General features: G+C 68.5%; 34 protein-coding genes. 2 read left to right on the forward strand and 32 right to left on the reverse strand.

Translation table 11 applies throughout. The features are described 5' to 3' along the window. From AC1DY2_RS01720 to AC1DY2_RS01730, 3 genes are all read right to left on the reverse strand, one after another. Positions 1-732: phosphoenolpyruvate-utilizing N-terminal domain-containing protein (locus AC1DY2_RS01720; RefSeq protein ID WP_476760849.1), on the reverse strand; the 732-nt coding region annotated here is incomplete at its 3' end. Between the two features lie 42 nt (positions 733-774). Further along, a complete protein-coding gene (locus AC1DY2_RS01725; RefSeq protein WP_476760850.1) occupies positions 775-1,041 on the reverse strand; it encodes an HPr family phosphocarrier protein in 267 nt (88 codons plus the stop codon). A 91-nt stretch (positions 1,042-1,132) separates the two neighbouring features. After that, complete coding sequence (locus tag AC1DY2_RS01730; protein ID WP_309977333.1) at positions 1,133-1,447, reverse strand: PTS sugar transporter subunit IIB; 315 nt, start codon at positions 1,445-1,447, stop codon at positions 1,133-1,135. A 222-nt stretch (positions 1,448-1,669) separates the two neighbouring features. Between AC1DY2_RS01730 and AC1DY2_RS01735 the strand changes: the two genes are divergently transcribed. Continuing rightward, complete coding sequence (locus AC1DY2_RS01735) at positions 1,670-3,622, forward strand: BglG family transcription antiterminator (protein WP_476760851.1); 1,953 nt, start codon at positions 1,670-1,672, stop codon at positions 3,620-3,622. Positions 3,623-3,655: 33 nt separating this feature from the next. Here AC1DY2_RS01735 and map read toward each other — a convergent pair whose 3' ends face one another. The 23 genes from map to rpsJ form a co-directional block, all read right to left on the reverse strand. Further along, positions 3,656-4,483 (reverse strand): type I methionyl aminopeptidase, encoded by an 828-nt coding sequence (map, locus tag AC1DY2_RS01740; RefSeq protein ID WP_476760852.1) that lies wholly within the window; start codon positions 4,481-4,483, stop codon positions 3,656-3,658. Between the two features lie 6 nt (positions 4,484-4,489). Further along, on the reverse strand, positions 4,490-5,122 hold the full coding sequence (locus AC1DY2_RS01745; protein WP_476760853.1) for an adenylate kinase: 633 nt from the start codon (positions 5,120-5,122) through the stop codon (positions 4,490-4,492). Beyond that, positions 5,119-6,438, reverse strand: a complete 1,320-nt coding sequence (gene secY / locus AC1DY2_RS01750; protein WP_476760854.1) for a preprotein translocase subunit SecY — start codon at positions 6,436-6,438, stop codon at positions 5,119-5,121. The genes AC1DY2_RS01745 and secY overlap by 4 nt, the downstream gene beginning before the upstream one ends. A gap of 137 nt (positions 6,439-6,575) precedes the next feature. Further along, the gene (gene rplO, locus AC1DY2_RS01755) at positions 6,576-7,238 is read right to left on the reverse strand and encodes a 50S ribosomal protein L15 (RefSeq protein ID WP_309977323.1); all 663 of its coding nucleotides are present in this window, start codon (positions 7,236-7,238) and stop codon (positions 6,576-6,578) included. Then, positions 7,238-7,423 (reverse strand): 50S ribosomal protein L30, encoded by a 186-nt coding sequence (gene rpmD / locus AC1DY2_RS01760; protein ID WP_022889741.1) that lies wholly within the window; start codon positions 7,421-7,423, stop codon positions 7,238-7,240. The genes rplO and rpmD overlap by 1 nt, the downstream gene beginning before the upstream one ends. After that, positions 7,423-8,121, reverse strand: coding sequence for a 30S ribosomal protein S5 (gene rpsE, locus AC1DY2_RS01765; RefSeq protein ID WP_203230643.1), 699 nt, complete (start codon positions 8,119-8,121; stop codon positions 7,423-7,425). The genes rpmD and rpsE overlap by 1 nt, the downstream gene beginning before the upstream one ends. Beyond that, positions 8,118-8,477 carry a 50S ribosomal protein L18 gene (gene rplR, locus AC1DY2_RS01770; protein ID WP_159600487.1) on the reverse strand — a complete coding sequence of 120 codons (360 nt, stop codon included), beginning with the start codon at positions 8,475-8,477 and terminating at the stop codon, positions 8,118-8,120. Before rplR ends, rpsE begins: the two co-directional genes overlap by 4 nt. A gap of 2 nt (positions 8,478-8,479) precedes the next feature. Continuing rightward, on the reverse strand, positions 8,480-9,016 hold the full coding sequence (gene rplF / locus AC1DY2_RS01775) for a 50S ribosomal protein L6 (RefSeq protein WP_476760855.1): 537 nt from the start codon (positions 9,014-9,016) through the stop codon (positions 8,480-8,482). A gap of 4 nt (positions 9,017-9,020) precedes the next feature. After that, positions 9,021-9,419, reverse strand: a complete 399-nt coding sequence (gene rpsH, locus AC1DY2_RS01780; protein ID WP_159600491.1) for a 30S ribosomal protein S8 — start codon at positions 9,417-9,419, stop codon at positions 9,021-9,023. A 128-nt stretch (positions 9,420-9,547) separates the two neighbouring features. Next, the gene (gene rplE, locus AC1DY2_RS01785; RefSeq protein WP_309977314.1) at positions 9,548-10,135 is read right to left on the reverse strand and encodes a 50S ribosomal protein L5; all 588 of its coding nucleotides are present in this window, start codon (positions 10,133-10,135) and stop codon (positions 9,548-9,550) included. After that, complete coding sequence (rplX, locus tag AC1DY2_RS01790) at positions 10,135-10,494, reverse strand: 50S ribosomal protein L24 (protein ID WP_309977312.1); 360 nt, start codon at positions 10,492-10,494, stop codon at positions 10,135-10,137. The genes rplE and rplX overlap by 1 nt, the downstream gene beginning before the upstream one ends. Positions 10,495-10,497: 3 nt before the next feature. Further along, positions 10,498-10,866: a 50S ribosomal protein L14 gene (gene rplN, locus AC1DY2_RS01795; RefSeq protein ID WP_122937450.1), complete on the reverse strand. Its 369-nt coding sequence runs from the start codon at positions 10,864-10,866 to the stop codon at positions 10,498-10,500. Positions 10,867-10,898: 32 nt separating this feature from the next. Further along, positions 10,899-11,213: a 30S ribosomal protein S17 gene (gene rpsQ / locus AC1DY2_RS01800; protein ID WP_159600497.1), complete on the reverse strand. Its 315-nt coding sequence runs from the start codon at positions 11,211-11,213 to the stop codon at positions 10,899-10,901. 2 nt (positions 11,214-11,215) lie between these two features. Beyond that, positions 11,216-11,536: a 50S ribosomal protein L29 gene (rpmC, locus tag AC1DY2_RS01805; RefSeq protein ID WP_309977309.1), complete on the reverse strand. Its 321-nt coding sequence runs from the start codon at positions 11,534-11,536 to the stop codon at positions 11,216-11,218. Next, positions 11,536-11,955 (reverse strand): 50S ribosomal protein L16, encoded by a 420-nt coding sequence (rplP, locus tag AC1DY2_RS01810; protein ID WP_056010870.1) that lies wholly within the window; start codon positions 11,953-11,955, stop codon positions 11,536-11,538. Before rplP ends, rpmC begins: the two co-directional genes overlap by 1 nt. A gap of 2 nt (positions 11,956-11,957) precedes the next feature. Then, entirely contained in the window at positions 11,958-12,710 is a 753-nt protein-coding gene (gene rpsC / locus AC1DY2_RS01815; protein ID WP_159600501.1) for a 30S ribosomal protein S3, read from the reverse strand. Beyond that, positions 12,710-13,075: a 50S ribosomal protein L22 gene (gene rplV / locus AC1DY2_RS01820; RefSeq protein WP_026378675.1), complete on the reverse strand. Its 366-nt coding sequence runs from the start codon at positions 13,073-13,075 to the stop codon at positions 12,710-12,712. Before rplV ends, rpsC begins: the two co-directional genes overlap by 1 nt. Before the next feature lie 25 nt (positions 13,076-13,100). Next, positions 13,101-13,382: a 30S ribosomal protein S19 gene (gene rpsS, locus AC1DY2_RS01825; protein WP_307039500.1), complete on the reverse strand. Its 282-nt coding sequence runs from the start codon at positions 13,380-13,382 to the stop codon at positions 13,101-13,103. 12 nt (positions 13,383-13,394) lie between these two features. Further along, positions 13,395-14,234, reverse strand: coding sequence for a 50S ribosomal protein L2 (gene rplB / locus AC1DY2_RS01830; protein WP_159600503.1), 840 nt, complete (start codon positions 14,232-14,234; stop codon positions 13,395-13,397). 16 nt (positions 14,235-14,250) lie between these two features. Continuing rightward, the gene (rplW, locus tag AC1DY2_RS01835; RefSeq protein WP_476760856.1) at positions 14,251-14,556 is read right to left on the reverse strand and encodes a 50S ribosomal protein L23; all 306 of its coding nucleotides are present in this window, start codon (positions 14,554-14,556) and stop codon (positions 14,251-14,253) included. Further along, the gene (gene rplD, locus AC1DY2_RS01840) at positions 14,553-15,227 is read right to left on the reverse strand and encodes a 50S ribosomal protein L4 (protein WP_476760857.1); all 675 of its coding nucleotides are present in this window, start codon (positions 15,225-15,227) and stop codon (positions 14,553-14,555) included. Before rplD ends, rplW begins: the two co-directional genes overlap by 4 nt. A 3-nt stretch (positions 15,228-15,230) precedes the next feature. Further along, positions 15,231-15,887, reverse strand: coding sequence for a 50S ribosomal protein L3 (gene rplC, locus AC1DY2_RS01845; protein WP_056734926.1), 657 nt, complete (start codon positions 15,885-15,887; stop codon positions 15,231-15,233). An 8-nt stretch (positions 15,888-15,895) separates the two neighbouring features. After that, positions 15,896-16,204, reverse strand: coding sequence for a 30S ribosomal protein S10 (rpsJ, locus tag AC1DY2_RS01850; RefSeq protein ID WP_017201594.1), 309 nt, complete (start codon positions 16,202-16,204; stop codon positions 15,896-15,898). Between the two features lie 504 nt (positions 16,205-16,708). Between rpsJ and AC1DY2_RS01855 the strand changes: the two genes are divergently transcribed. Beyond that, positions 16,709-17,185, forward strand: a complete 477-nt coding sequence (locus AC1DY2_RS01855) for an OsmC family protein (protein ID WP_476760858.1) — start codon at positions 16,709-16,711, stop codon at positions 17,183-17,185. On the opposite strand, the gene AC1DY2_RS01860 is transcribed toward AC1DY2_RS01855, so the two are convergent. From AC1DY2_RS01860 to AC1DY2_RS01885, 6 genes are all read right to left on the reverse strand, one after another. Beyond that, positions 17,186-18,406: an acyltransferase family protein gene (locus tag AC1DY2_RS01860; RefSeq protein ID WP_476760859.1), complete on the reverse strand. Its 1,221-nt coding sequence runs from the start codon at positions 18,404-18,406 to the stop codon at positions 17,186-17,188. It abuts the gene before it with no gap. Between the two features lie 160 nt (positions 18,407-18,566). Continuing rightward, positions 18,567-19,757: an elongation factor Tu gene (tuf, locus tag AC1DY2_RS01865; RefSeq protein WP_159600513.1), complete on the reverse strand. Its 1,191-nt coding sequence runs from the start codon at positions 19,755-19,757 to the stop codon at positions 18,567-18,569. Positions 19,758-19,889: 132 nt separating this feature from the next. Then, positions 19,890-22,004, reverse strand: a complete 2,115-nt coding sequence (fusA, locus tag AC1DY2_RS01870) for an elongation factor G (protein WP_309977291.1) — start codon at positions 22,002-22,004, stop codon at positions 19,890-19,892. A gap of 84 nt (positions 22,005-22,088) precedes the next feature. After that, positions 22,089-22,559 carry a 30S ribosomal protein S7 gene (gene rpsG / locus AC1DY2_RS01875; RefSeq protein WP_159600517.1) on the reverse strand — a complete coding sequence of 157 codons (471 nt, stop codon included), beginning with the start codon at positions 22,557-22,559 and terminating at the stop codon, positions 22,089-22,091. Then, positions 22,559-22,933, reverse strand: coding sequence for a 30S ribosomal protein S12 (gene rpsL, locus AC1DY2_RS01880; protein WP_022889720.1), 375 nt, complete (start codon positions 22,931-22,933; stop codon positions 22,559-22,561). Before rpsL ends, rpsG begins: the two co-directional genes overlap by 1 nt. Positions 22,934-23,246: 313 nt before the next feature. Then, on the reverse strand, positions 23,247-23,974 hold a 728-nt coding region (locus AC1DY2_RS01885; RefSeq protein ID WP_476760860.1), incomplete at its 5' end, for a hypothetical protein.

Raw genomic sequence — 23,974 nt, forward strand, 5'->3', positions numbered from 1 at the left:
CTCCAGGGCGGCGCGTTCCGCGATGCGGGTCCGGGCATCGGTCACCTGGTCGGGCGTGGGGTCGGCGATGACGAGGTCGTTCGCCGCATCGACGACGACGGTGTCGCCGTCGGCGAGGCTCGCGGCATCCGTCGCCCCGACGATCGCGACGATCGACTTCTCACGCGCGAGGATCGCCGTGTGCGAGGTCGGGCCGCCGTCGACGGTGACGAGCCCGAGCACCTGGCCGAGGTCGAGGGTCGCGGTGTCGGCCGGCGCGAGGTCGCGGGCGACGAGCACGAACGGATGGCCGGGGTTGGGCACGCCCGGCGCCGGGAGCTTCAGCAGGTGCGCGATGACCCGCTGCGAGATGTCGTCGAGGTCGGCGGCACGCTCCCCCATGTAGCCGCCCATGCCGGCGAGCAGGTCGCGGTACGCGGCGAACGACTCGTACACGGCGCGCTCGGCGGTCTTGCCCGTGGCGAGCAGCTTCGTGACCTCGTCGATCAGGCTCGGGTCCTCGGCCATCATGGCCTGCGCCTCGAGCACGTCCTTCGCGRCACCGCCGGCCTTCGCGCCGCGGTTCGCGAGCTCCGCCGCGACGACCGACAACGACGCCCTCGCCCGCTCGCCCTCACGCTCGGGGTCGAGGTGGCTGGGTCGATCGACGGGCTCCGGCAATGCCTCGGCCATGCGCACGACCGGTCCGACCGCGACACCCTGTCCGATGCCCGTGCCCTTGATCTCCATCATTCGCCCTCCCCGTTCGGATGCCCGGGCGACGGATGCCGCGCGCTATTCGTCGTGGTCGGTGCTGAGCAACTCCACGAGCTGGTCGAGCACGGCCGACTCGTCGCCGCCGTCGACGACGATCGTGACGTCGTCGCCGTGGTCGATGCCCTGCGCGATGACGGCGAGGATGCTCGCCGCGTTGACGGGTGCGCCGCCGGCCTTCTGGATGGTGACCGACGCGCCGGATGCGGCAGCGGCCTGCGTGAAGAGCTTCGCAGGCCGGGCGTGCAGGCCGTGGGTCGATCCGATTCGAACAGTGCGTTCCACCATGACTCCGGTCTCCGTCGCTGGCTTCCGTTCCCTCGTTCACCATAGCCCGGGGCCACTGCGGTGGAAACCGCGGCGCGCGCCGTGCTCGGATTCATGACGCCGCCCCAGCGAACTCGAGGGCGAGGTCGAGGGCGTCCTCCCCGTCGGGGGCGGCGGCCGCCTCCGAGGTGAGGATGGCGAACGGCACGGATGCCGCGGCCGCGCGTTCGCGCAGCTGGCCGATGCGGTCGACGAGGTGGGCGCCGACGAGGAGCACGTCCGCGTCGGCGAGCGCCGCGTCGAGCTGTGATTCGCTCGTCGCGTTCGCACGCACCTCGATTCCCCTGTTCGAGGCGGCCCGCCGGATGCGATGGGCGATGAAGGTGCTGGATGCGCCAGCGCCACAGACCACGATGATGCGCACCACCAAGCCTCCTCGCCCGGTTCTCGCCCGGTCCTCATCGATCGTTCGGCCACGGCATCCCGCCGCGATGGAACGAGTCTGCCGACCGGTGTCGGTTGCGAGCCACCCGATTCGCTTCCGCACCCCCGGAAACCGATCGCGGATCGGGCCACGGGACGGCGCGTGGGTGGTTGACTGGCTCCACCGCACGGCGTCGCGTGGCGCCGGTGACACCCGGGAGCTGCAGTGGCCGAGAAGTGGGAGCGCCTCGTCGACGCGCTCGCGCACGCCGGCGGCTGGACGACCGCCGCCGAACTCGCCGCTCGGCTCGACGTCACCCCGCGCACCATCCGCAACTATGCCGCGCAGGCGAACGAGGGCCGCACGGTCGTCGAGTCCGGGCCGGCCGGCTACCGGCTCGATCGCGCGGCCTGGGCCGGCAAGCGCACCCCGCCGCGCCGCGACTCGACGCCGGCGATGCGCGTGGCGCGCGTCATCCGCTCGCTCATCGACGCGACCGACGGCCTCGACGTGTACGAGACCGCCGCCGCGGCGCACGTCAGCGACTCGACGTTCGAGAGCGACCTCGGCCGGGTGCGCGCCCGACTCGAGGGCACGGGCCTCACCCTCGTGCGGCACGGGCCGCGCATCGTCCTCGAGGGGCCCGAGTCGGCGCGCCGACGCCTGCTCGGCGCGCTCTTCCGCGAGGAGTCGTCGCGCGGCATGCTCGAGCTCGACGCGCTGCGGGCCGCCTTCCCCGAGGTGTCCGACTTCCGAACCGCACTGGTCGCCGGCCTCGCCGACGCCGGCTACGCGCCCAACGAGTACGGCCTCAACGACGTGCTGCTGCACGCCGCCATCGCGCTCGACCGGGTCGCCGCCGACCATCCGCTGGAGCCCGAGGAGCCCCGGGAACCGACGTCGCGGGCAGGACAAGCCCCTGCCGACGGCAGCAGTCCCGCCGAGCCCGCGGACCCGACGACCACGAGCCCCCTCGCCGAGCTCGTGACGCGGCTCGTCGGCGAGCACTTCGGCACCGACATCGGCCCGGCCGACCTCCAGCACCTCACCCGGCTCCTCGAGACCCGGGCCGCGACGCGCACCACCGCGACGGCGCGAGCGGATGCCGCGGGCCGGCCGCTCTCACCGCGGGTGCCGCTCGTCCGCCGCATCGTCGCGAGCGCGTCATCCGCCTACCTCATCGACCTCGACGACGAGGAGTTCATCGATCGGCTCGCGCTGCACGTCGACAACCTGGTGGCGCGGGCGACGGACGCGCAGTTCTCGCGCAACCCGCTCACCGCCTCGATCAAGGCGGCCTACCCGCTCATCTACGAGCTCGCCGTGTACATCGCGAGCGAGCTGGCACGCACCGAGGGCATCGGCGTCACCGACGACGAGATCGCGTACATCGCGATGCACGTGGGCGCGCACCTGGACCAGCGACGGTCGCGCGGCGGCACGGTGCGCCTGGTGGTCGCGGCACCGGCGTACCACGACGTGCACCGAGCGCTCGAGGCGCGCATCCGATCGGCGGTCGACGACGACGTGGAGGTCGTGGCCGACGGCGACCGAGCCGGCGACGGAGCCGAGTCGGCCGACGTGCTCGTGGCCGTGCTGGAGCCGACCGCGCCGACGGAGCACATGGTCCTGGTCTCGCCGTTCCCCAGCGAGGCCGACCTCGAACGCGTGCGCGCGGAGGTGTCGCGGGTGCGGCGGGCGCGGCGACGGGCGCGACTGGCGGCCAGCCTGTCGGGGTACATCGCGCCCGAGCTGTTCGTGCGCGGCCTGCGCGGGCTCGATCGGGACGGCGCGATCCGGATGCTCGGCGACCGCATGATCGGCGCCGACGTGATCGACCAGGCCTACGTCGAGGGGGCCCTCGCCCGGGAGCGCCTGTCGTCGACGGCCTTCACCGAGCACCTCGCCGTTCCGCACGCGATGACCATGTCCGCACGGCGCACGGCGATCGCCATCGCCGTCGACGACGTGCCGATCGACTGGGGTGGCGTGAACGTCAACGTGGTCGCCCTGATCGCCTTCTCGGAGAGCGGCCGCGCGGAGTTCCAGGAGGTGTTCGACCAGTTCGTCGAGGCATTCTCGGAGCGGGAGAACGTGCAACGGCTGGTGCGCGGCGCGACGGACTACCCCGGACTGCTCGTCGAGCTCGCCCGACTCATGGAACCTCACGGCGCCTGACAGCGCCTGACGGCGCCGGCCTCCCGGCTCCCGCTAGGCGAACGGGACCGGGGCGACGCCGAAGGGTGCAAGGCCCGCCGCGCCGCCGTCCTCGGCGGTGAGCACCCAGATGCCGCCCTCGTGCACGGCGACCGAGTGCTCCCAATGCGCGGAGTCGGCCCCGTCGGCGGTGGTGACCGTCCACTCGTCGTCGCGGACGAAGGTCTCGAGGTCGCCGGCGACCACCATCGGCTCGATCGCGACGACCAGGCCGGGCTTCACGGTCGGGCCCTTGCGGTCGACCCGGTAGTTGAAGACCGGGGGTTCCTCGTGCATGGTGCGGCCGATGCCGTGACCGACGTAGTCGGCGAGGATGCCGTAGTCGCCGGCATCGTGGACGTGCTCCTCGATGGCGGCCCCAACCTCGTTGAGATGCCGCGCGTGCGCGAGCGTCGCGATGCCGCGCCAGAGCGCCGCCTCGGTCACCGAGGAGAGGAGCTCCCGCGCCGCCACGACGTCTGGCCGCGAGGGGTCGGGCAGCACCACGGTGAACGCGGCGTCGCCGTTCCAGCCGTCCACCTCCGCGCCGCCGTCGACGGAGACGATGTCCCCGGGGCGGAATGCGCGGTCTCCGGGGATGCCGTGCACGACGTCGTCGTCCACCGAGACGCACAGCGTGTGCCGGTATCCGGGCACCAGCTGGAAGTTCGGGATCCCGCCGAGGCCCCGGATCACCCGCTCGGCGGCCGCATCGAGCTCGAGCGGCGTCACGCCGGGGGCGAGCAGGCGACGTGCCTCGTCGAGCGCCGCCGCAGTGGCCGCACCGGCGGCCACCATCGAGCGGAGTTCAGCCGGGGACTTGTAGATCGAGCGACGGAACACGCCGGCTCAGGCAGCCGCGCCGTTGCCGCCGTCGCCGGTGGCGCGAAGGCCACGGTCGGCGAGCGCGTCGAAGATGCGCTCGGTGACCTCGTCGAGGGTGCCGACGCCGTCGACCTGCACGACGAGGCCCTTTCCGCGGTACTCCTCGAGGATCGGGGCGGTCTCACGCTCGTAGATCGCGAGGCGATTCGCGATCACCTGTTCGGTGTCGTCGGTGCGGCCCTGGTCGATCGCCCGCTGGCGCAGCCGGGAGATGCTCTCGTCACGCGGCACGCTGAGCTCGATGACCGCGTCGAGCGCCTCGTCGCGACCGGCGAGGAACTCCTCGAGGTCGGCGACCTGGGCGCGGTTGCGGGGGAACCCGTCGAGCAGGAAGCCGCTCGCGGCGTCAGGCTGCGCGAGCCGGTCGCGCACGAGCTCGCAGGTGAGCTCGTCGGGCACGAGATCCCCGGCCTCGACGATCGCCTGTACGCGCGAACCGAGCTCGGTGCCGCCCGAGATGTTCTCGCGGAAGACATCGCCCGTGGAGATCGCGGGAACGCCGAAGGCCTCGGCGACGAGGACGCCCTGGGTGCCCTTGCCCGACCCCTGGGGGCCGACGATCAGGAACCGCGCGGAGCCGGTGGCCGACCCCGTCATCGGAGGAGCCCCTCGTAGTGACGCTGCTGGAGCTGGGCGTCGATCTGCTTCACCGTCTCGAGGCCGACGCCGACGATGATCAGGATCGAGGCGCCGCCGAACGGGAAGTTCGAGTTCGCCCCCACGAGGCTGAACGCGATGAGCGGCAGCAGCGCGATCGCGCCGAGGTAGAACGAGCCGGGCAGCGTGATGCGGGTGAGCACGTAGTCGAGGTACTCGGCCGTCGGGCGCCCGGCACGGATGCCGGGGATGAAGCCGCCGTACTTCTTCATGTTCTCGGAGACCTCGTCGGGGTTGAACGTGATCGCCACGTAGAAGTACGTGAACCCGACGATGAGCAGGAAGTAGAGGAGCATGTAGAGCGGGTGGTCGCCCTTGGTGAGGTAGTTCGTGATCCACACGACCCAGGGCTGCGGCTCTTCACCGGCGGCCGGCTGGTTGAACTGGGCGATGAGCGCCGGCAGGTAGAGCAGCGACGAGGCGAAGATGACGGGCACGACGCCGGCCATGTTGACCTTGATCGGGATGTAGGTGTTGTTGCCGCCGTACGTTCGCCGGCCGACCATCCGCTTCGCGTACTGCACCGGGATGCGCCGTTGCGACTGCTCGACGAACACGACGCCGACGACCACCGCCAGGCCGACCAGGAGGACGATCCCGAAGACGTCCCAGCCGCGGGCGATGCCGATGGCCCAGAGCGAGCCGGGGAACTGCGCCGCGATGGACGTGAAGATCAGCAGCGACATGCCGTTGCCGATGCCGCGCTCGGTGWTGAGCTCACCCATCCACATGATGAGGCCGGTGCCCGCGGTCATCGTGATGACCATCAGGAGCATGGCGTACCAGGCGTCGTTCGTGATGAGCTGCGAGCACTCCGGGGCGCCGGTCGGGAACAGTGCGCCCGAGCGAGCCACGGTGATGAGGGTCGTCGACTGGAGCACGCCGAGGGCGATGGTCAGGTAGCGGGTGTACTGCGTGAGCTTGCCCTGGCCGGCCTGGCCCTCCTTGTAGAGGGTCTCGAAGTGGGGGATGACCACCCGCAGCAGCTGCACGATGATCGACGCCGTGATGTACGGCATGATGCCGAGCGCGAAGATCGACAGCTGCAGCAGCGCACCGCCCGAGAAGAGGTTGACGAGGTCGTAGAGACCGGATGCCCCTTGGCTCGCCGCGAGACACGCCTGCACGTTGCTGAAGTCCACGAACGGCGCCGGGATGAAGGAGCCGAGCCGGAACAGGGCGACGATGCCCAGCGTGAACCCGAGCTTGCGGCGAAGATCCGGCGTGCGGAAGATCCGCCCGATGGCGTTGAACACTCGTCCTCCTGTGGCTCCGTCTTGGAGCTGATGTCATGCCGCCCCGGACTCAGTCCGTATGCGGCTCGAGCCTGTCGAGACCCCCGTGAATCATACGCGAGGTCCCGACAGGCTCGAACAATCGGTGATGCTGCGGCCTACTTGACCGAGCCGCCTGCGGCGACGATCTTCTGCTCGGCGGAGCCGGAGACCTTGTCGACCGCCACGTTGAGCTTCACCTGGATGTCGCCGTTGCCGAGCACCTTGACGCGCTCGTTCTTGCGGACGGCACCCTTCTCGACGAGATCGGCGACGGTGACGTCGCCGCCCTTCGGGTAGAGCTCGGCGAGCTTCTCCAGGTTGACCACCTGGTACTCGACGCGGAACGGGTTCTTGAAGCCGCGCAGCTTCGGCGCACGCATGTGGTACGGAAGCTGGCCACCCTCGAACCCGGGGCGGATGTTGTTGCGGGCCTTGGAGCCCTTGGTGCCGCGACCGGCGGTCTTGCCCTTCGAACCCTCACCGCGTCCGACGCGGGTCTTGTCCTTCTTGGCGCCGGGCGCCGGGCGAAGGTGGTGCACCTTCAGCACGGGCTCGCGCTTGGCGTCGACGGCGTCCTTGTCGGCAGCCTTCTTCGCCGGGGCCTTCTTCGCGGGGGCCTTCTCGGCCTTCGCGTCGTCGGTCTTCGCGGCGGCGGCCTTGGCCGGCGCCTTCTTCGCGGGAGCCTTCTCCGACTTCTCGGCGGCGGGCTTCGCGGCGGCCTTCTTCGCCGGAGCCTTCTTGGGCTCGGCGACCTCGGTCGTCTTCTCGTTGTCTGCCATTAGTCGATCTCCTCAACCTTCACGAGGTGCGCGACGGTGTTCACGTAGCCGCGGTTCTGCGGGGTGTCCTCGCGAACGACCGACTGGCCGATGCGCTTGAGCCCGAGGCTGCGGAGCGTGTCCCGCTGGTACTGCTTCTCGCTCACCTTGGACTTGATCTGGGTCACCTTGAGCTGCTTGGCCATCAGGCACCTGCCTTCGCTGCTGCGGCGGCCTCGGCCGCCTGGGCCTCGGCACGCAGCAGACGGGCGGGGGCGACCTCGTCGTAGTCGAGACCACGACGGGCGGCCACTGCACGCGGCTCTTCGAGCTGCTGCAGCGCCTCGACCGTGGCGTGCACGATGTTGATGGTGTTCGACGAGCCGAGCGACTTGCTCAGGACGTCGTGGATGCCGGCGCACTCGAGCACGGCACGCACCGGACCACCGGCGATGACACCGGTACCGGGCGATGCGGGGCGCAGCAGGACGACACCGGCAGCGGCCTCACCCTGCACGGGGTGCGGGATGGTCGCGCCGACGCGGGGGACGCGGAAGAAGTTCTTCTTCGCCTCCTCGACGCCCTTCGAGATCGCGGTCGGCACCTCGCGGGCCTTGCCGTAGCCGACGCCGACGAGGCCGTTGCCGTCGCCGACGACGACGAGCGCCGTGAAGCTGAAGCGACGGCCGCCCTTGACGACCTTCGAGACGCGGTTGATGGTCACGACGCGCTCGAGGAACTGGCTCTTCTCGGCGTCACGGCCACCGCGGTCGCGGCTCGGGCCGCGGTCGCGGCTGCCACGACGGGCCTCGCGCGGCTCGTTCTGGGGAGCGCTCGCCGCGGCGGTCTCCACGGGTGCCTCTGCCACTGCAGCCACCTCGTTCTCCTTCTTGTTGTCGGTCACAGGCTCAGCCCCGCCTCTCGCGCACCATCGGCGATGGCGGCGACTCGGCCTGCGTACTTGTTGCCGCCGCGGTCGAAGACGACGGACTCGACGCCCGCCTCCTTCGCGCGCTCGGCCACGAGCTCGCCGACCCGCTTCGCCTTCGCGGTCTTGTCACCGTCGAATGCGCGGAGGTCGGCCTCCATGGTGGATGCCGATGCCAGGGTGCGACCGGCGGCGTCGTCGACGACCTGCACGAAGACGTGGCGGGCCGATCGGGTCACGACGAGGCGCGGACGCTCGACGGTGCCGACGATCTTCTTGCGAAGGCGGGTGTGGCGGCGCGAACGCGCAGCCGTCTTGGTCTTCACAGCCATGATTACTTACCTGACTTTCCGGCCTTGCGACGCACGACCTCGCCGGCGTAGCGGATGCCCTTGCCCTTGTACGGCTCGGGCTTCTTGATCTTGCGGATGTTGGCGGCGGTCTCGCCGACGGCCTGCTTGTCGATGCCCGCGACCGTGAGCTTGTTGTTGCCCTCGACGGTCAGCGTGATGCCGGCCGGCGGTTCGACGGTCACCGGGTGCGAGAAGCCGAGCGCGAACTCGACGGCCGAGCCCTTCTGGGCGACGCGGTATCCGGTGCCGACGATCTCGAGGCCCTTGGAGTAGCCCTCGGTGACGCCGAGGATCTGGTTCGCGATGAGCGAGCGCGTCAGGCCGTGGCGCGAGCGCGAGTCGCGCTCGTCGTCGGGACGGGTGACGAGCACCTGGTTGTCCTCGATCTTCACCTCGATGGGCGTGGGCACGTTGAGCGTGAGCTCGCCCTTGGGGCCCTTGACGGTGACGGCCGCGCCGTCGACCGTGACGTCGACACCGGCGGGGATGTCGATGGGGAGTCGTCCGATTCGTGACATGGAACTACCACACGTAGGCGAGGACTTCCCCACCCACGCCCTTCTTCTCGGCCTGGCGGTCGGTCAGCAGACCGCTGGAAGTGGACAGGATCGCGACGCCGAGGCCGCCGAGCACCTTGGGGATCTCGGTCGACTTCGCGTAGACGCGGAGGCCGGGCTTCGAGACGCGCTTGATGCCCGCGATCGAGCGCTCGCGGTTCGGGCCGAACTTGAGCTGCAGCGTGAGCGTCGTGCCCACGCGAGCGTCGGTGACCTCGAAGCCGGCGATGTAGCCCTCGTTCTTGAGGATCTCGGCGATGTGCCCCTTGAGCTTCGAGTTCGGCATCGACACGGAGTCGTGGTGCGCCGAGTTCGCGTTGCGAAGGCGGGTCAGCATGTCAGCGACCGGGTCGGTCATCGTCATGACGGATGTTTCCTAACGTTCACCAGGTTTCAGCACCCGTTACACGAGTGATGACCTGTGGTGTGAGGCCCGGGCGGATGCCCCGGCCTGGTCGGATGCCGCGAGCGCAAGCCCGCGGCATCCGTGGATCAGTTGGCGGCCGTGGCGGACCGGAAGGGGAAGCCGAGCTGCTTGAGCAGCGCGCGGCCCTCCTCGTCGGTCTTGGCGGTGGTCACCACGGTGATGTCCATGCCGCGGACGCGGTCGATCTTGTCCTGGTCGATCTCGTGGAACACGGACTGCTCCGTGAGACCGAAGGTGTAGTTGCCGTTGCCGTCGAACTGGGCGTCCGACAGGCCACGGAAATCGCGGATGCGGGGCAGCGCGAGCGAGAGCAGGCGGTCGAGGAACTCCCACATGCGGTCGCCGCGGAGCGTCACGTGGGCGCCGATCGGCTGGCCCTCGCGGAGCTTGAACTGCGCGATGGACTTGCGGGCCTTCGTGACCTGCGGCTTCTGCCCGGTGATCTTCGTGAGGTCCGCGATCGCGCCGTCGATGATCTTGCCATCGCGGGCCGCCTCGCCGACGCCCATGTTCACGACGATCTTCACGAGACCCGGCACCTGGTGCACGTTGGTGTAGCCGTGCTCCTCGGTGAGGGTCTTCGAGATCTCGGTCCGGTACTTGGTCTTCAGTCGCGGCTGGATTTTGCCAGCCTGCGTAGCCGTATCGGTCATTACAGGTCCTTACCTGACTTCTTGGCGTAGCGGACGCGGACGGTCTTCTGCACGCCGTCCTTCGTCACCGTCTCGTTGCGGAAGCCGACGCGGGTCGGCTTCTTGGACTCGGGGTCGACCAGCGCGACGTTCGACACGTGGATCGGTGCCTCCTGGGTCTCGATGCCGCCGGTCTTCGAACCGCGTTGCGTCTGGCCGACGCGGACGTGCTTCGTGACGAAGTTCACGCCCTCGACCACGACGCGGTTCTCGGCGACGAGCACCTCGAGGACCTTGCCCTGCTTGCCGCGGTCTCCGCCGCGGGCCTGGCTGCGGCCCGAGATGACCTGCACGAGGTCACCCTTCTTGATGTTGGCCATGACTTAGATAACCTCCGGTGCCAGCGAGATGATCTTCATGAACTTCTTGTCGCGAAGCTCGCGACCGACCGGTCCGAAGATACGGGTGCCACGGGGGTCACCGTCGTTCTTCAGGATCACCGCGGCGTTCTCGTCGAACTTGATGTACGAGCCGTCGGGGCGACGGGTCTCCTTGACGGTGCGGACGATGACCGCCTTGACGACGTCGCCCTTCTTGACGTTGCCGCCGGGGATCGCGTCCTTGACGGTCGCGACGATGGTGTCGCCGAGGCCGGCGTACCGGCGCTTGGACCCACCGAGGACGCGGATCGTGAGCAGCTCCTTGGCGCCGGTGTTATCGGCGACCTTGAGTCGTGATTCCTGCTGAAGCACTTTGAACTCCTTCTTTCAAGCAAGCCCGAGGCTTACTTGGCCTTCTCGACGATCTCGACGAGGCGCCAGCGCTTGGTGGCGCTGAGGGGCCGGGTCTCGGTGATCACGACGAGGTCGCCGATGCCGGCGGTGTTCTGCTCGTCGTGCGCCTTGATCTTCGAGGTGCGGCGGATGACCTTGCCGTACAGCGGGTGCTTCACGCGGTCCTCGACCTCGACGACGATGGTCTTCTGCATCTTGTCGCTGACGACGTAGCCGCGTCGCACCTTGCGGTAGCCACGTGCGTCGACGTCCTTGACGTCGCGCTCGGCCGACTCGTGGCCAGTCGTCTCCTTGGCGGTTGCCATGACTAGGCCTCCTTCGTCTCTTCGGTCGCAGCTGCCTCGTCGGCGGCCTTGGCCTTCTTGGTCTTCTTCTCGGCCTTGGCCGGAGCCTCGACCGGCGCGGGCGTGGCCCGGATGCCGAGTTCGCGCTCGCGGATGACCGTGTAGATGCGCGCGATGTCGCGCTTGACCGCCCGGAGGCGGCCGTGGCTCTCGAGCTGGCCGGTGGCCGACTGGAAGCGCAGGTTGAACAGCTCTTCCTTGGCCTTCTTCAGCTCGTCGACGAGTCGCTCGTCTTCAAAGGTGTCGAGCTCGGTGGGGCTGAGCTCCTTGGTGCCGACGGCCATTATGCGTCGCCCTCCTCGCGCTTGATGATGCGTGCCTTGAGGGGCAGCTTGTGGATGGCACGGGTCATGGCCTCACGAGCGAGTTCCTCGGAGACGCCGGAGACCTCGAAGAGGACTCGACCCGGCTTGACGTTCGCGACCCACCACTCGGGCGAGCCCTTGCCGGAACCCATGCGGGTCTCGGCGGGCTTCTTCGTGAGCGGACGGTCGGGGTAGATGTTGATCCACACCTTGCCGCCGCGCTTGATGTGACGCGTCATGGCGATACGAGCGGACTCGATCTGACGGTTCGTCACGTACGCGGGGGTCAGCGCCTGGATGCCGAACTCACCGAAGGTGACCTTCGTGCCGCCGGTGGCGTGGCCCGAACGGCCGGGGTGGTGCTGCTTGCGGTACTTGACTCGACGGGGAATCAACATGGTTATGCCTCAACTCCTGCTGCCACCGGCTCCTGCGCCTTGGGCGCACGACGGGGACGGTCATTGCGGTCACCGCGCGAGGGCTTCTGCGAAGCCTGCTCGCGGGCGAGCTCCTTGTTGGTGATGTCGCCCTTGTAGATCCAGACCTTCACGCCGATGCGGCCGAAGGTGGTCTTGGCCTCGTAGAAGCCGTAGTCGATGTTCGCGCGGAGCGTGTGCAGGGGCACGCGGCCCTCGCGGTAGAACTCCGAGCGGCTCATCTCGGCGCCGCCGAGACGGCCCGACACCTGGATCCGGACGCCCTTGGCGCCGGCGCGCTGGGCACCCTGCAGGCCCTTGCGCATCGCGCGGCGGAACGCCACACGTGCGGAGAGCTGCTCGGCGATGCCCTGCGCGACGAGCTGGGCGTCGGCCTCGGGGTTCTTGACCTCGAGGATGTTGAGCTGGATCTGCTTGCCGGTGAGCTTCTCGAGGTCGGCGCGGATGCGCTCGGCCTCGGCGCCGCGGCGGCCGATCACGATGCCGGGACGCGCCGTGTGGATGTCCACTCGGACGCGGTCGCGGGTGCGCTCGATCTCGATGCGCGAGACTCCCGCGCGGTCGAGCGACGTCTGCAGCAGGCGGCGGATCTTGATGTCCTCCGCCAGGTAGTCGGCGTAGCGCTGTCCGGGCTTCGTCGAGTCGGAGAACCACCGCGACACGTGGTCGGTGGTGATGCCGAGACGGAAGCCGTACGGGTTGACCTTCTGACCCATTACTTCGTACCCTCCTCGGGCGTGGCGAGCACGACGGTGATGTGGCTCGTTCGCTTGTTGATGCGGAAGGCACGACCCTGCGCGCGCGGCTGGAATCGCTTGAGGGTGGTGCCCTCATCGACGAATGCGCGGCTGATGTAGAGGTCCTGCTCGTCCAGGTAGGTGTTCGTGGCATCGGCCTTGACGCGAGCGTTCGCGATGGCCGAGGCGACGAGCTTGTACACGGGCTCGCTCGCACCCTGGGGGGCGAACTTCAGGATGGCCAGGGCCTCCTGAGCCTGCTTGCCGCGGATCATGTTGACGACGCGGCGGGCCTTCATGGGGGTCACGCGGATGTGACGCACGCGTGCGATCGACTCCACCATTTCTTTCCTCCTTCACGCCACCGCGTCAGCGGCGGCGGCCCTTCTTGTCGTCCTTCACGTGTCCACGGAAGGTGCGGGTGGGCGCGAACTCGCCGAGCTTGTGGCCCACCATGGTCTCGGTGACGAACACCGGAATGTGCTTGCGGCCGTCGTGCACGGCGATCGTGTGCCCCAGCATGGCGGGGATGATCATCGAGCGACGCGACCAGGTCTTGATGACGTTCTTCGAACCGGCTTCGTTCTGGTTGACGACCTTGCGAAGCAGGTGGTCGTCGACGAAGGGGCCCTTCTTGAGACTGCGCGGCATCTTCTTCTACTCCTACTTGCGCTTCTTGCCGACGGTGCGACGACGGACGATGAGCTTGTCGCTCTCCTTGTTGGGGCGACGGGTGCGTCCCTCGGACTTGCCCCAGGGGCTGACCGGGTGGCGACCACCGGAGGTCTTGCCCTCACCACCACCGTGCGGGTGGTCGATCGGGTTCATCGCGACACCGCGGACGGTCGGGCGGACGCCCTTCCAGCGCTTGCGGCCGGCCTTGCCCCAGTTGATGTTCGACTGCTCGGCGTTGCCGACCTCGCCGACGGTCGCGCGGCAGCGCGCATCGACGTTGCGGATCTCGCCCGAGGGGAGGCGCAGCTGGGCGTAGGGGCCGTCCTTCGCGACGAGACGCACCGAGGTGCCGGCCGAGCGGGCCAGCTTGGCGCCGCCGCCGGGGCGGAGCTCGATGGCGTGCACGACGGTACCGGTGGGGATGTTGCGCAGCGGCAGGTTGTTGCCGGGCTTGATGTCGGCGTTGGGGCCCGACTCGATCGGGTCGCCCTGCTGCAGCTTGTTCGGCGCGAGGATGTAGCGCTTGGTGCCGTCCACGAAGTGGAGGAGCGCGATGCGAGCCGTGCGGTTGGGGTCGTACTCGATGTGCGCGACCTTGGCGGGCACGCCGTCCTTGTCGTTGCGACGGAAGTCGATCACGCGGTACTGGCGCTTGTGGCCACCACCGATGTGACGCGTGGTGATGCGGCCCTGGTTGTTGCGGCCACCGGTCTTCGACAGCGGGCGGAGCAGCGACTTCTCGGGCGTCGAGCGGGTGATCTCTGCGAAGTCCGCAACAGACGAACCGCGACGACCCGGGGTCGTGGGCTTGTACTTACGAATAGCCATGTTTTTCCTCTGCTCCCTAGCCGACAGCCGTGAAGATGTCGATCGAGCCGGACTTGAGGGTGACGATCGCGCGCTTGGTGTCCTTGCGCTTGCCCGTGCCGAAGCGAGTCCGGCGGGTCTTGCCCTGGCGGTTCAGGGTGTTGATCGACGCCACCTCGACGTTGAAGATCTTCTCGATGGCGAGCTTGATCTCGGTCTTGTTCGAGCGGGGGTCCACGGTGAACGTGTACTTGCCCTCGTCGATCAGGCCGTAGCTCTTCTCCGAGACGACGGGCGCGATGATGATGTCGCGCGGGTCCTTGTTGTATGCGGCGGAACTCATGCGGAAACCTCTTCCTTCACAGCGCTGTCAGCCTTGGGCGACTTCGCGGCCACGAAGGCCTCGAGCGCAGCGGCGCTGAAGACGATGTCGTCGGAGACGAGCACGTCGTAGGCGTTCAGCTGGTCGACCTGCAGCACGTGCACGGTCGGGATGTTGCGAACGGCCCGCGCCGAGAGCTCCTCGTCACGCGTGAGCACGACGAGGTAGTGCTTGGCCGGCGCGATCGCACCGAGGAGCGCGACGGCGTCCTTCGTCTTGGGCGCCTCGCCCGCGGCGAACGTCTCGACGGCGTGGATGCGGCCACCGCGTGCGCGGTCGGACAGCGAGCCGAGGAGCGCGGCGGCGATCATCTTCTTGGGGGTCCGCTGCGAGTAGTCACGCGGCTGCGGGCCGTGGACGATGCCACCGCCGGTCATCTGCGGGGCGCGGATCGAACCCTGACGGGCGCGGCCGGTGCCCTTCTGCTTGAACGGCTTGCGACCGGCGCCGGAGACCTCTCCGCGGGTCTTGGTCTTGTGCGTGCCCTGGCGCGCTGCGGCGAGCTGGGCGACGACGACCTGGTGGATGAGCGGGACGTTGGTCTGCACGTCGAAGAGCTCGGCGGGCAGCTCGAACGAGCCGGACTTCTTGCCGGTCACGTCGAGCACGTCGATGGTGTTGGCGGTAGCCATGGACTACGCCCCCTTCACAGCGTTGCGGACGAAAACGAGACGGCCGCGAGCACCGGGAACCGCGCCCTTGACGAGCAGCAGGCCCTTCTCGGCGTCGACGGCGTGCACGCGGAGGTTGAGCACGGTCACGCGCTCGCCACCCATGCGACCGGCCATGCGCATGCCCTTGAAGACACGGCTGGGGGTCGACGAAGCACCGATCGAACCGGGCTTGCGGTGGTTGCGGTGGGAACCGTGCGAGGCGGAGACGCCCTTGAAGTTGTGGCGCTTCATGACACCGGCGAAGCCCTTGCCCTTGCTCGTGCCGACGACGTCGACGAGCTGGCCGGCCTCGAAGGTGCCGTCGGCGGTGAGCTCCTGGCCGAGCTCGTAGCTCGACGCGTCAGCGGTGCGCACCTCGGCGAGGTGACGGCGCGGGGTGACGCCGGCGGCCTTGAAGTGGCCGGACGCGGGCTGGTTCACCTTGCGCGGGTCGATGGCGCCTGCGGCGATCTGCACGGCCTCGTAGCCGTCCTTCTCCGCGGTGCGGAGCTGGGTGACCACGTTCGGGGCGATCTCGATGACGGTGACCGGAACGAGCTTGTTGTTCTCGTCCCACACCTGGGTCATGCCGAGCTTCGTGCCGAGCAGACCCTTCACGTTCTTGGTAGCGGAAGACATCTGTTACCTCAGAGCTTGATCTCGATGTTGACGTCGGCCGGGAGGTCGAGGCGCATGAGCGAGTCGACGGCCTTGGGCGTCGGGTCCACGATGTCGATGAGACGCTTGTGGGTGCGCATCTCGAAGTGCTCGCGGCTGTCCTTGTACTTGTGGGGCGAACGGATGACGCACACCACGTTCTTCTCGGTCGGAAGCGGCACGGGGCCGACGACCGTGGCGCCCGCGCGGGTCACCGTGTCGACGATCTTGCGCGCCGAGGTGTCGATGACCTCGTGGTCATACGACTTCAGTCGAATGCGGATCTTCTGTCCCGCCATTGCTGACTCTCTCTCTGTCAAGGCGTCTTACCCCTTCCGAGGGCATTGGACGCCGCGTAGCTACTCCGTGTGAAGCACCACTGTTCATCTGTCAAAGGCCGTGATCGAGCCTGTCGAAACCACCCCGCTGGCGCGGTGACCTCGGCACGCTCGACCCGTGAGCCCCACCGACCCCCGCGCTCGGGCGTGTCGCCCTCGCAGAACGGGCATGGCGGAACCATGCTCGAAAGTGGTTGTCGGTTGTGTGTTCTGCTGCCTGCGGCCTAGCCTGACCCGTGCGGCTCCGAGAGCTTTTTGGTGGCTATGCACTGCCTGGCAGTGATTCGAACGGCACGCAGCATGGCAGGCCGTTCGAAATGTTGAACTCATCGAGTTTGCCACAGTCGAGGCATCCGTGCAACCCGGGCGTGTCGCGCCGTCGCGGGTTCACAGGGAGGTCGCAGCCTCCGCGACGATGCGGCCCGGAACGTGATGGAATCGAGGTCCACGACGACGGGAGTCCACATGGCCGAGCAGCCCATCGAGCAGCCCCTCGAGCACGCCCACGCGGTCAGCGAGCGCATCGCGCCCGGCAGCGTCTCGGTGGCCCGGATCGCGCCGCGCCGGTACCAGGGGCTCAACGAGCGCGGCGCCACGGTGACCATCGGCGGCGAGGAGCTCGAGGGCGAGCACTTCACGCCCGGCGAACTGCTGAAGATCGCGCTCGTCGGCTGCGCCGGCCTCAGCGCCGACACCGTCGCCGCACGCCGTCTCGGCGACGACTTCGCGATGACCATCTGGGCGCACGGCCGCTCCAACGAGGAGAACCGGTACGCCCGGATCGACGAGGAGATCCTGGTCGACCTCTCGGTCCTCGATCCCGAAGACCGCGACAAGCTCATCCACATCATGGACAAGGCCATCGAGCGCGGATGCACCGTGGCGCGGTCCATCGAGGACAGCGTCGAGCTGCGCACCACCATCGACGGCGTCGAGGTCTGATCAGCCTGGGTCGCCGGCGTGCTCGCACGCCACCTGCTGCTCGGCCGCGATGCCCGGGGCGACGAGACCGGCGCCGACCACGGCGGCCACCAGCATGCCGAGCGCGCCGAGGAGCACCGCGGGCCGGCGCGACACGGGGTTGCGCCGCGTGCGGAACGGGTCCTCGATGAGCTGCTTCGAGAGCCCCGCCACCAGGAGCGAGAGCGCCACGAGCAGCACCATGGCCCAGGAGGGGCTCGGCATGCCGATGAGGAACGGCGTGAACATGAAGATCGGCCAGTGCCAGAGGTAGAGCGAGAACGACACGTCGCCGACCCACTGCACCGGCTGGAGCCCCGCGAGCCGCGCCGGCGACCAACGCGTGACGGGCATGCCGGCCCAGATGACCGCCATCGTGCCCGCGACGGGCAGCGCCGCCCACATGCCGGGGAACGCGTCGTGGTCGCGGAAGCTCAGGATCGGCACCACGATGAGCGCGAGGCCGGACCACGACACGACCGTACGGAGCCGCTCACGGCCCACGAGGGGCGAGGCGGCGAGCAGGGCCAGCAGTCCCCCGGCACCGAACTCCCACGTGCGGGCCGTGGTCGAGAAGTAGGCGAGGTTGTGGTCGGCCGCCGTCAGCATGACCGAGTGGATGAGGGATGCCGCGGTCACCGCGCCGAGGACGACGAGGAGCACAGGCGCGATGGCCCGGCTGCGTCGGCGCGCGTACCAGACCGCGAAGATGAGCAGCAGCGGCCAGACGAGGTAGAACTGCTCCTCGACGGAGAGGGACCAGTAGTGCTGCACCGGCGTCGAGGCGAGGTCGGCGTAGGCGGGCATCTGCGAGTCGGCGGCGAGCTGCCAGTTCTCGTAGTAGAGGGCGCTCGCGACGATCTGACGGAACCACTCGGCCCAGTCCCGCTGCGGCACGAGCGCGAGCGTGGCTGCCGCGACCACGAGGAGCACGGTCACGGCGGCGGGCAGTATTCGGCGGGCCCGTCGGAGGTAGAACGCGCCGAGGTCGATGCGCCCGGCGCGCTCGTGCTCGCGGAGCAGCAGCCCGGTGATGAGGAAGCCCGACACGACGAAGAAGACGTCGACGCCCATGTACCCCGCAGGGGCCACGGCCGGCCAGCCGTGGTGCAGGACGACAGCACCGACGGCCACGGCCCGGAGCGCTTGGATCTCGGGCCGCGTGGAGGTGGTACGGGGCAGTGGCGGAGCGGGGACGGCCATCCCATCGAGGGTAACCCGTTCGGGGGGTGTGCCCGAATTCCGCCGTCGACCGTTGACCTGACCGTCATGAGACGGTAACGCGCCGCACCGACGACGAAGGGGCCGGGCCGCGAACGGCCCGACCCCTGTCGGTTCCGCACCCGCGAGGGTGCGAAGGGTGTTACTTGACGATCTTCGTGACCGTGCCGGCGCCGACGGTGCGGCCGCCCTCACGGATGGCGAAGCCGAGGCCCTCCTCCATGGCGATCGGCTGGATGAGCTCGACCGTCATGTCGGTGGTGTCGCCGGGCATGACCATCTCGGTGCCCTCGGGCAGCGTGATGACGCCGGTGACGTCGGTGGTGCGGAAGTAGAACTGCGGACGGTAGTTCGCGTAGAACGGGTTGTGACGCCCGCCCTCCTCCTTGGAGAGGATGTACGCGGTGCCCTCGAAGTTCGTGTGGGGGGTGACCGAACCGGGGGCCACGACGACCTGGCCGCGCTCGACGTCCTCGCGCTTGGTGCCGCGGAGGAGCAGACCGCAGTTCTCGCCGGCCCAGGCCTCGTCGAGCTGCTTGTGGAACATCTCGATGCCCGTGACCGTGGTCTTCTGCGTCGGGCGGATGCCGACGATCTCGACCTCGGAGTTGATCTTCAGCGTGCCGCGCTCGGCGCGACCCGTGACGACCGTGCCACGACCGGTGATGGTGAAGACGTCCTCGATCGGCATGAGGAACGGCTTGTCCTTGTCACGCACGGGGTCGGGGATGCTGTTGTCGACGGCCTCCATGAGGTCGAGGATCGACTGGACCCACTTCTCGTCGCCCTCGAGCGCCTTGAGGCCCGAGACGCGGACGACCGGAGCGTCCTCGGCGAAGCCCTGGCTGGCGAGCAGCTCGGACACCTCGAGCTCGACGAGCTCCAGGATCTCCTCGTCGTCGACCATGTCGGCCTTGTTCAGCGCGACGAGCAGGTAGGGCACGCCGACCTGCTTGGCGAGCAGCACGTGCTCACGCGTCTGGGCCATCGGGCCGTCGGTCGCCGCGACCACGAGGATCGCGCCGTCCATCTGCGCCGCACCGGTGATCATGTTCTTGATGTAGTCGGCGTGACCAGGGGCGTCGACGTGCGCGTAGTGGCGCTTCGGCGTCTCGTACTCGACGTGCGAGATGTTGATCGTGATGCCGCGCTGACGCTCCTCGGGAGCCGAGTCGATCGACGCGAAGTCACGCTGCACGTTGGTGGCCGACGGGTACTTGTCGGCGAGCACCTTCGAGATCGCTGCGGTGAGCGTGGTCTTGCCGTGGTCGACGTGACCGATCGTACCGATGTTGACGTGCGGCTTGGTCCGCTCGAACTTGGCCTTAGCCACTGTGGGTCCTCCTCAGGACTCGTGTAGGAACCCCGGGCGCTGGATTGCGACCGGTGTGCTACGGGGGTTGTGTTGTTATGTTACGCGACCCGGCTGGGTCGTGCGGGCAGGGCCCGAACTCCTGCGAAGGAGCTATTCGCCCTTGTTCTTCTGGACGATCTCGTCGGCCACAGCCTTCGGGACCTCCGCGTAGCTCTCGAACTCCATCGAGTACACCGCGCGGCCCGAGGTCTTCGACCGCAGGTCGCCGATGTAGCCGAACATCTCCGAGAGCGGGACGTGCGCACGCACGACCTTCACGCCGGCGGCATCCTCCATCGACTGGATCTGACCGCGACGCGAGTTCAGGTCGCCGATGACATCACCCATGTATTCCTCAGGGGTGCGGACCTCGACGGACATGAGCGGCTCGAGCAGAACCGGGTTCGCCTTCCGAGCGGCTTCCTTGAAGCCCATCGAGCCGGCGATCTTGAACGCCATCTCCGAGGAGTCGACGTCGTGGGCTGCGCCATCGAGCAGGATGCCCTTGACGCCGACCATTGGGTAGCCGGCCAGGATGCCGTACTGCATGGCGTCCTGGAAGCCGGCGTCGACCGAGGGGATGTACTCGCGCGGAACGCGGCCACCAGTGACCTTGTTCTCGAACTCGTACGACTTGTCGGCCGTGATCTCGAGGGGCTCGAGCGCGAACTGGATCTTCGCGAACTGGCCCGAACCACCCGTCTGCTTCTTGTGGGTGTAGTCGTGCTTCTCGACCGCGCGCTTGATCGTCTCGCGGTAGGCCACCTGGGGCTTGCCGACGTTCGCCTCGACCTTGAACTCCCGCTTCATGCGGTCGACGAGGATGTCGAGGTGCAGCTCGCCCATGCCCTTGATGACGGTCTGGCCGGTCTCGGGGTTGAGCTCGGTGCGGAAGGTGGGGTCCTCTTCGGCGAGCTTCTGGATGGCCGTGCCGAGCTTCTCCTGGTCGGCCTTGGTCTTCGGCTCGATGGCGACCTCGATCACGGGGTTCGGGAACGTCATCGACTCGAGCACGACCTGGTTGTCGGGGTCGCACAGCGTGTCGCCGGTCGTCGTGTCCTTGAGGCCGATGACCGCGTAGATGTTGCCCGCGGTGACCGAGTCGACCGGGTTCTCCTTGTTGGCGTGCATCTGGAAGATCTTCCCGATGCGCTCCTTCTTGCCCTTGGTCGAGTTGATGACCTGGCCGCCGGAGTCGAGGTGACCCGAGTACACGCGGATGTAGGTGAGGCGACCGAAGAACGGGTGCACCGCGACCTTGAACGCGAGCGCCGCGAAGGGGTCGTTGGCGTCGGGGTGACGCTCGATGATCTCGTCCTCGTTGCGGGGGTTGCGACCCTCGACGGCCGGCACGTCGAGCGGCGACGGCAGGAAGTCGATGACCGCGTCGAGCATCGGCTGCACGCCGCGGTTCTTGAACGCGGAGCCGCAGAGCACGGGGTAGATCTCGGAGTTGACGGTCAGCTTGCGGATGGCGCCCTTGATCTCGTCAATCGTGAGCTCCTCGCCGCCGAAGTACTTCTCGAGCAGCGCGTCGTCGGTCTCGGCGACGGTCTCGAGGAGGGTGTGACGGTACTCCTCCGCCTTCTCCTTGAGGTCGGCGGGGATCTCCTGCACCTCGTACTTGGCACCCATCGTCACGTCGCCCTTGGCGTCGCCGGGCCACACCAGGGCCCGCATCTCGATGAGGTCGACGACGCCGACGAAGTCGCTCTCGGAGCCGATCGGCAGCTGGAGCACCAGCGGCTTCGCGCCGAGGCGCTTGACGATCGTGTCGACCGTGAAGTAGAAGTCCGCGCCGAGCTTGTCCATCTTGTTGACGAAGCAGATGCGGGGCACGTTGTACTTGTCGGCCTGGCGCCAGACGGTCTCGGACTGGGGCTCGACGCCCTCCTTGCCGTCGAAGACGGCGACCGCGCCGTCGAGCACGCGGAGCGAGCGCTCGACCTCGACCGTGAAGTCGACGTGACCGGGGGTGTCGATGATGTTGATCTGGTTCTTGTTCCAGAAGCAGGTCACGGCGGCAGACGTGATCGTGATGCCGCGCTCCTTCTCCTGCTCCATCCAGTCGGTCGTCGAAGCGCCGTCGTGGGTCTCGCCGATCTTGTGGTTCACGCCCGTGTAGAACAGGATGCGCTCGGTGGTGGTGGTCTTGCCGGCATCGATGTGCGCCATGATGCCGATGTTGCGGACCTTGCTCAGGTCGGTGAGCACGTCTTGTGCCACGGGGGTTCCTCCGGATGGTTCAGGAAGGGCAGATGAGGGTGAGCGGATGCCGCGAGCCGCGGCCTGCGGCATCCGCTCGGCCGACTACCAGCGGTAGTGGGCGAAGGCGCGGTTCGACTCGGCCATCTTGTGGGTGTCCTCGCGGCGCTTGACCGCGGCACCCAGGCCGTTCGACGCGTCGAGGATCTCGTTGGTGAGACGCTCGGTCATCGTCTTCTCGCGACGGGCCTTCGCGTAGCTCGTGAGCCAGCGCAGGGCGAGGGTGTTGGCGCGGTGCGGCTTGACCTCGACGGGGACCTGGTAGGTCGAACCGCCGACGCGGCGCGAACGCACCTCGAGGGTCGGACGCACGTTGTCGAGCGCCTTCTTGAGGGTGGCGACGGCGTCCTGGCCGGACTTGGTCGCGACGTTCTCGAGCGCCTCGTAGACGATGCGCTGCGCGAGGTCCTTCTTGCCGTCGACGAGGATCTTGTTGACGAGCTGGCTGACGACCGGCGAGCCGTAGACGGGGTCGGCGACGACGGGGCGCTTCGGAGCGGGTCCCTTGCGAGGCATTACTTCTTCTCCATCTTCGCGCCGTAGCGGCTACGAGCCTGCTTGCGGTTCTTGACGGCCTGCGTGTCGAGCGCGCCGCGGATGATCTTGTAGCGCACGCCGGGGAGGTCCTTCACACGACCGCCGCGCACGAGCACCATCGAGTGCTCCTGCAGGTTGTGGCCCTCACCGGGGATGTAGGCCGTGACCTCGGTGCCGTTCGAGAGCTTCACACGAGCGACCTTGCGGAGCGCGGAGTTCGGCTTCTTCGGGGTGGTGGTGTACACACGCGTGCACACGCCGCGCTGCTGGGGGTTGGCCTTCAGGGCGGGAGCCTTGGTCTTGGTGACCTTCGGCGAGCGACCCTTGCGGACCAACTGCTGAATGGTTGGCACTGCTTCTCCTTGTTGATGCTGCACGGTGACAGCGTTGATGGATTTCACATCACGACCCACCGGCACCGCGGAACCGCAGCGCCTTGGAGTGGTGGGTATGCCGTGGGGGCGACCGTCGAGGCGCCCTTGGAGTGTGCGTTCTGCCGAGAACCGGAGGTGCACCGCCACGACCATTGCTGGTCGATCGGCAGGCACGATTCAAGCGCGCGTCAACGCGCACACCCGATCAATGGTAATGCCGCGTAACCTTGCGGTCAAATGGGGCGGATGCCGCAGGCCGCATGTTCTCCGCAGGCGGAATGCCCCGAGCGGCTCAGGACGGCCATCCGGGCGCGTCGAGCTCGCGGTCGAGATCGGCGAGCAGTTCCTCGACCTGCGGCTCCACGTAGGCGACGACCGCGGCGGCGATGCGCTCCCGGTGCTGTGCGAGCTCCACGCAGATGCGCCGCCCGAGCTGCTTCGCGAACTCGTCGGCGAGGCGCACCTCCTCGCGGAGCGCCTCCTTCTCCTCCATCGTGAACGGCCGCGGCGCGGGCTCGTTCGCCTCGGCGGCGGTGTCGGCCTCGAGCCCCGTGAGGGTGAACAGGAACGGCTGGTCGGGCACCGGCTCGGGGTCGAGGTCGAGGCCGAGGAACTCGGGGTCGAGCCCCTCCCCCGCCCGGTACGGGCGGCGGGCCTTGCGCTCCTCGGCGAGGCGGATCTCGCGGTGCAGCATCGGCAGGTTGCGGGCGGTGTAGTCGTCGACCGCGGCGTCGATGATGGCCTTCATGCGCATCGAGAACGCGTGCTGCACCGGATGCGGCACGTCGACGTCGAGGCCGGCCGCGGCGAGGATGGGCGAGCCGAAGCAGCGGGTGCAGAGCCGGACGCGGGCGCGATGCGTGCCCGGACGCCACCGGGGCAGCCACGCCAGCCACCGGTCGACCTCGTGGCTGACGCGCGCCTCGATCGATCCCTCCACGCGTTCACGATACTGCCCGGGCGTGGCGCGGCGTCGTTCCGCGTCGCGACTGGCGCGCCGCACGCGGCATCCGTCAGCCC

Source organism: Agromyces sp. P1_H4 (assembly GCF_056405255.1).

Bases quoted from the DNA above. Each gene is read 5' to 3' on its own strand.
- AC1DY2_RS01855 (WP_476760858.1), top strand. From the start codon at position 16,709: ATGGCCGAGCAGCCCATCGAGCAGCCCCTCGAGCACGCCCACGCGGTC.
- rplC (WP_056734926.1), bottom strand. From the start codon at position 15,887: ATGTCTTCCGCTACCAAGAACGTGAAGGGTCTGCTCGGCACGAAGCTC.
- rpsG (WP_159600517.1), bottom strand. From the start codon at position 22,559: ATGCCTCGCAAGGGACCCGCTCCGAAGCGCCCCGTCGTCGCCGACCCC.
- rpsC (WP_159600501.1), bottom strand. From the start codon at position 12,710: ATGGGTCAGAAGGTCAACCCGTACGGCTTCCGTCTCGGCATCACCACC.
- rpsQ (WP_159600497.1), bottom strand. From the start codon at position 11,213: ATGGCAACCGCCAAGGAGACGACTGGCCACGAGTCGGCCGAGCGCGAC.
- rpmD (WP_022889741.1), bottom strand. From the start codon at position 7,423: ATGGCCAAGCAGCTCAAGGTGACCCAGATCAAGTCCAAGGTGAGCGAG.
- rplR (WP_159600487.1), bottom strand. From the start codon at position 8,477: ATGGCTGTGAAGACCAAGACGGCTGCGCGTTCGCGCCGCCACACCCGC.
- rplD (WP_476760857.1), bottom strand. From the start codon at position 15,227: ATGGCTACCGCCAACACCATCGACGTGCTCGACGTGACCGGCAAGAAG.
- rplO (WP_309977323.1), bottom strand. From the start codon at position 7,238: ATGGCAGACAACGAGAAGACGACCGAGGTCGCCGAGCCCAAGAAGGCT.
- AC1DY2_RS01860 (WP_476760859.1), bottom strand. From the start codon at position 18,406: ATGGCCGTCCCCGCTCCGCCACTGCCCCGTACCACCTCCACGCGGCCC.
- rplW (WP_476760856.1), bottom strand. From the start codon at position 14,556: ATGAGTTCCGCCGCATACAACAAGGACCCGCGCGACATCATCATCGCG.
- rplF (WP_476760855.1), bottom strand. From the start codon at position 9,016: ATGTCACGAATCGGACGACTCCCCATCGACATCCCCGCCGGTGTCGAC.
- AC1DY2_RS01745 (WP_476760853.1), bottom strand. From the start codon at position 5,122: ATGACGGGGTCGGCCACCGGCTCCGCGCGGTTCCTGATCGTCGGCCCC.
- rplX (WP_309977312.1), bottom strand. From the start codon at position 10,494: ATGGCCAACATCAAGAAGGGTGACCTCGTGCAGGTCATCTCGGGCCGC.
- rpsS (WP_307039500.1), bottom strand. From the start codon at position 13,382: ATGCCGCGCAGTCTCAAGAAGGGCCCCTTCGTCGACGACCACCTGCTT.
- rpsH (WP_159600491.1), bottom strand. From the start codon at position 9,419: ATGACGATGACCGACCCGGTCGCTGACATGCTGACCCGCCTTCGCAAC.
- AC1DY2_RS01725 (WP_476760850.1), bottom strand. From the start codon at position 1,041: ATGGTGGAACGCACTGTTCGAATCGGATCGACCCACGGCCTGCACGCC.
- rplB (WP_159600503.1), bottom strand. From the start codon at position 14,234: ATGGCTATTCGTAAGTACAAGCCCACGACCCCGGGTCGTCGCGGTTCG.
- rplE (WP_309977314.1), bottom strand. From the start codon at position 10,135: ATGACCGATACGGCTACGCAGGCTGGCAAAATCCAGCCGCGACTGAAG.
- rpsJ (WP_017201594.1), bottom strand. From the start codon at position 16,204: ATGGCGGGACAGAAGATCCGCATTCGACTGAAGTCGTATGACCACGAG.
- rpmC (WP_309977309.1), bottom strand. From the start codon at position 11,536: ATGGCCGTCGGCACCAAGGAGCTCAGCCCCACCGAGCTCGACACCTTT.
- rplP (WP_056010870.1), bottom strand. From the start codon at position 11,955: ATGTTGATTCCCCGTCGAGTCAAGTACCGCAAGCAGCACCACCCCGGC.
- rplV (WP_026378675.1), bottom strand. From the start codon at position 13,075: ATGGTGGAGTCGATCGCACGCGTGCGTCACATCCGCGTGACCCCCATG.